Annotated in this window: 5 protein-coding genes; 1 reads left to right on the forward strand and 4 read right to left on the reverse strand. The window is 45.9% G+C overall.

What is annotated here, in order from left to right; all coding sequences use genetic code 11:
• The 3 genes from ispH to aroA form a co-directional block, all read right to left on the reverse strand.
• A partial coding sequence (ispH, locus tag AC1MDJ_RS06690) for a 4-hydroxy-3-methylbut-2-enyl diphosphate reductase (protein WP_479690158.1) occupies positions 1–826 on the reverse strand: 826 nt, incomplete at its 3' end.
• A 10-nt stretch (positions 827–836) separates the two neighbouring features.
• Complete coding sequence (gene cmk, locus AC1MDJ_RS06695) at positions 837–1,502, reverse strand: (d)CMP kinase (protein ID WP_479690159.1); 666 nt, start codon at positions 1,500–1,502, stop codon at positions 837–839.
• A gap of 13 nt (positions 1,503–1,515) precedes the next feature.
• Complete coding sequence (gene aroA, locus AC1MDJ_RS06700) at positions 1,516–2,802, reverse strand: 3-phosphoshikimate 1-carboxyvinyltransferase (RefSeq protein ID WP_479690160.1); 1,287 nt, start codon at positions 2,800–2,802, stop codon at positions 1,516–1,518.
• Between the two features lie 92 nt (positions 2,803–2,894).
• Between aroA and AC1MDJ_RS06705 the strand changes: the two genes are divergently transcribed.
• The gene (locus AC1MDJ_RS06705) at positions 2,895–4,157 is read left to right on the forward strand and encodes an MFS transporter (RefSeq protein ID WP_479690161.1); all 1,263 of its coding nucleotides are present in this window, start codon (positions 2,895–2,897) and stop codon (positions 4,155–4,157) included.
• On the opposite strand, the gene AC1MDJ_RS06710 is transcribed toward AC1MDJ_RS06705, so the two are convergent.
• Positions 4,104–4,985, reverse strand: an 882-nt coding sequence (locus tag AC1MDJ_RS06710; protein WP_479690162.1) for a phosphohexomutase domain-containing protein, incomplete at its 5' end; no start/stop codon positions are given. The genes AC1MDJ_RS06705 and AC1MDJ_RS06710 overlap by 54 nt on opposite strands.

Here is a 4,985-nt window from a genome sequence, read left to right on the forward strand (position 1 = left end):
CTCTAACACAGTCAATCACATAATCAGGCGTGCTAGCCCCTGCGGTTATCCCAATACTTGTAGTTCCGCACAAACTTTCAGCCAGCAACGCACCGTCACATTCATCAGCCGACTCTATATGGAACACCCGCTTACACACACTGCGACAAACCTCTGCAAGGTGGACGGTGTTCGCACTGTTCTTGCCGCCAACAATTAACATTACATCAACAGTTTTAGCCAGTTTTAATGCAGCATCTTGGCGCAACCTTGTGGCACTGCATATAGTATCTGCCACCTCTATGCTAGCACACTTGCCTCTAATTGCCTCTACTACGCCTGCAAATACAGCTTCGTTTATAGTAGTCTGTGCTACTATACCATATTTATCTCTGTAAGGCAAGCGGTCAATTTGTTCTTTATCAGACACCACAAAATATTCAGCTCCAGCATAGCTGACTATCCCCCGCACTTCAGGGTGGGAGGCATCTCCAACCACCACTACGGGCAGTCCCTGCCTAGACAAGTGCTCAGTCTGCGCATGAACTTTCTTCACTAGGGGACAAGTTGCATCAATAACTGAACGAACTGTTCCCTCAAGCTCTGCAAACACTTGCCTGTCAACGCCGTGTGCGCGGAGCACAAGCACAGTATCTTTTGTAAGCTCACTAACACTATCAACAGTAGCAATTCCAGCAACTCTTAGCTCATTCACAACGTGTTCGTTATGAATCAACTTTCCCCATGTAGCGACTTTATCATAACTGTTCCTAGCATCGCTTGCCAGCTTTATCGCTCGCTCCACGCCAAAACAAAAGCCGGCATGCTCGGCTATTTCAATTCTCATACGTGCAAACTCAAATACGTGCTCGGACGAGTTCCTCTATCCTCTCACTAACTTCAAATATTGTCAACTCTGATGTATCAATTTCGTATGCGTCATCTGCTTTTTTCAGCGGAGCCGTGCTACGTGAGGCGTCTTTGTTGTCGCGCACTATAATGTCAGCCAGTACGTCTTCATAGTGAACTTCCTGTCCAACATCGCGCCATTCGCTCATTCTGCGCCGTGCCCGCACCTCTGCTGATGCCGTTAGGAATATTTTAACATCAGCATTAGGTAGCACCACCGTGCCTATGTCCCTGCCGTCCATTATAATATCATTCTTCCCTGCGATTTCCTGTTGTTTGGTGGTCAATATCGTCCGCACATCTACATTAGACGCTACGCCTGACACTATAGCCGTAACATCGGGCGTGCGTATCAGCTTGGTAACGTCAACTTCAGTAGGCTTGCCATAGTCGTATTTTAATGTAAGGGTCTGTCCGTTATGCCCGAATACAAAATCGGTAAGGCTTAACAGGGCGCATAGCCCGTTAAAATTGAGTTTATACTGCTGTTTCAACCATGCGCTTGCCCTATACATAGCCCCTGTGTCAAGGTATATAAATTTAAGGCTTTTAGCCAGCAGTTTTGAAACCGTGCTCTTCCCGCTGCCTGCGGGTCCATCAATAGCTACTTGCATACGCTCCCTCTAATCATATTATTAGTTTTTCTAAATCTGCTACAAAGTTTGGATATGATACCGCAAGGCTATTGACGCGTGGCATCTGCAAGCCAAATCGTTTTGCCAATATCACATTCATCATCGCTATGCGATGGTCGTTAAAATTATTTAATCTAGCATTTATATTAGGCTCTTTGCCAAACAACGGATAAACAATCAGCCCATCATCAAATTCTGCAACCTCTGCACCTATAGCACGTAAGTTAAAGACTGTGCTGTGTATCCTATTGGATTCTTTATATTTCAACTCACCAGCCTGCCGTATCTCCACAGGTTCGCGAGTAAATAAGCCCAACATAGCAAGCAGTGGCAATTCATCTATAGCACGTTGAGAAGAAGCACCAGCTATAAGCCCGCCCGTTAGTTTATGTTCATTCAGCACACGTACGCAGCCTATAGGTTCGGTGGCACTCTTGTCGGTGGTAACGTTCACTTCTAATTCCGCCCCCCATTGCTGAAGTATAGATAAAAATTCTGTTCTGGTAGGGTTTAGCCCTACATCGTTCACGTTCAAGCGCGATTCTTCAAACATATGTGCGGCGACTATTATAGTGGCAGCAGCGGACGCGTCCCCTGGCACTAAGAAGTCTGCAGGTCTCATATCACACGGACCATTTACGACAAGCTTCTCCCCAGAAGAGGAAACAGACACCCCATAGAGCGGAAGCATACGTTCGGTGTGGTCGCGTGAACGAATCTGTTCAACATAAGTGCTTACCCCTTCAGTTTGTAGTGCGGCAAGCAGGAAAGCGGACTTCACCTGAGCACTAGGCACTTCGGATGAATATTGCAAGTTGTGCATTTTAGATGGTCTTATCTCTATAGGCAGTCTGCCGTTGTCTTCTGTGCTGACAATATTAGCCCCCATCTTGATGAGAGGCTCAATTATGCGTGTCATCGGGCGCAGGTTCAGCGAGTCATCGCCAGAAATTTTCACATTTATATTGCGGGGGGCTAATGCACCAGCTATTAGGCGTGCCGTAGTGCCTGAATTGCCACAAGGTAAAACTAGTGGGTTATTACCAATGTCAGGTGCAACTGCAAATGATTTATAGCCGTTAGAGACGACATTTATTCGCCCATCAAGTTCGTCTATCTCCGCACCTAACAGGCGAAGCGCATGTATGGTGGAGTCGCAATCAAAGCAGGTCAAAGGGTTGGCTATCGTTGAACGTCCGCATGCCATAGCGGACATTATCAATGCTCTGTGCGTCATAGATTTATCGGGGACTGGGACGTAAGTGCCATTCAGCTTCATCAAAATGCCTCGCTAGTGAGATATTAGCATATCAATATAGCGATTGCAATAAAAAACGACAAGTTTGTTTTTTTATGATATAAATAGCTGCGATGAGGCATTTTTTCTTTACCCGCCGTTTCTTGCCGCTCTTTATCACGCAGTTCTTTGGCGCATTCAGCGACAATGCATTTAAGAATGCGATTGCTATCCTTATAACTTATGTATTTGCCAGCAATGACAGTGGGCGGGCGGAAATCCTCGTAACAATATCATCAGGACTATTCATACTCCCGTATTTTTTATTTTCATCGTTGGCAGGGGAACTAGCTGATAAATATAACAAAGCGAAACTAGCTGTTATCTATAAGATTATTGAAGTAGTGCTGATGTTATTTGGCACAGTGGGTTTTATTATGCACAACAGCTGGTTTTTGCTACTGCTCTTATTTGCTATGGGGGCGCAATCAACGTTCTTTGGTCCTATCAAATATTCTATACTACCCCAGCAGCTAGAGCGCAGTGAGCTTATGGCGGGCAATGCTTATGTTGAGGGGAGCACCTTTGTGGCTGTGCTGGTAGGCACAATTACTGGCGGGGTGGTGATATTGCTAGATGATGGAATATTGCTTGTGGGGATTATTCTCACGCTGTCAGCTGTTGTTGGCACCATCTCAAGCTACTTTATCAGCTCGGCAGAGGGGCAGTCCCCTGACATAAAGGTTAAGAAGAATATATTTAGTGAGTCTTACAAGCTGGTGCGACTCGTTATGCAAAATCGCAAAATGAGGTTGTATCTGTTGCTTATTTCGTGGTTTTGGCTGGTAGGTTCGGTGTTTTTAGCCCAGACTGTCATTTGGGTGCGGCATGTGTTATTTGCTGACCAGACTGTTGTGACGATGTGTATGGCACTATTTTCTGTGGGAATAGGTGCGGGTTCGGTGTTTTGTAGCAAGCTATCTAGGGGTGAGCCAAACTTTCGCTATGTCTATAGGGCTGCCTTTGCTATGGCGGGGTTAATCGCTGCGCTGGTGGTTTCTAGTGGCGTTGTCAGCCCAGCGGCGGAGCTTTATAGTGTAAAAACGTTCCTTGCGCATTGGCACTATCTGCCTATACCGTTCTTTTTGTTTGCCGTTGCATTTTGTGGCGGGGTCTATACGGTTCCGCTATATACGCTGATGCAACGTGAGGCGACTAGTGGCGTGGTATCGCGGACGGTGGCAGTCAATAATATATTAAACTCGTTCTTTATGGTGGCATCTGTCGTGCTGGTGGTGCTTATATATACACTAGGTTTCACAGTCAGCCACGTGTTCGCCCTGCTAGCTATTGCCACCGCGTTCGTAGCGAGTATGGCTTACAGGGGAAGTAAGTAGAGCATCTATCTCTGACTTAGCGCATTCGGCTATCTTGTGTGCCTCGCACTCTATTAGGTTGCTGTCTTGCCCTTCTAGCATAACGCGTAGCTTATTTTCTGTGCCAGAGTAGCGCACTAGCACCCGTCCGTCTCCGCTTAATTCTGCCTCTGTATCTTTTATCAACTTTGTGGTTTTAGTCAACTCTTCTAGCGGAATTTTCTTTGCCACCTCCATATTTACTAATAATTGCGGATAGGTTTCTATGGATTTTGTCAGCTCATTTAGCGGCTTTTGTTGCCAAACCATTACTTTTAGGAGTTGCAATGCACTAATCAGTCCATCGCCCGTAGTGTTGTAGTCTGAAAAGATTAAATGTCCCGATTGCTCCCCGCCAAGGTTTAACTTGCGAGCTTTCATCATCTCAAGCACGTATCTATCGCCTACCTGCGCCCTCTTTACGTCTATACCTTGTTTTTTCAATGAGTTTATAAAGCCTTGATTGCTCATTACCGTGCCGACAATTGTATCGTTTGCAAGTTTCATCCGTTTCTTCATATCAATAGCGCAGACGCCCATTATAAAATCGCCATCTACAATGTTGCCTTCGCTGTCGCACACTATCAGCCTATCGCCGTCCCCGTCAAACGATATGCCGATGTCTGCACCTGTGCCTACAACCATTCTAGCCATAGTCTGCGGGTATGTTGAACCGCAGTTATCGTTAATATTAGTGCCATTGGGTTTGTCATTTATTACTATCACATCTGCGCCCAGTTCTTCAATAGCCAGCGGAGCAACCTTATATGTCGCCCCATTAGCGCAGTCAACTACTATCTTTAAGCCTTT

This window comes from Candidatus Termitispirillum reticulitermitis, from assembly GCF_054655775.1.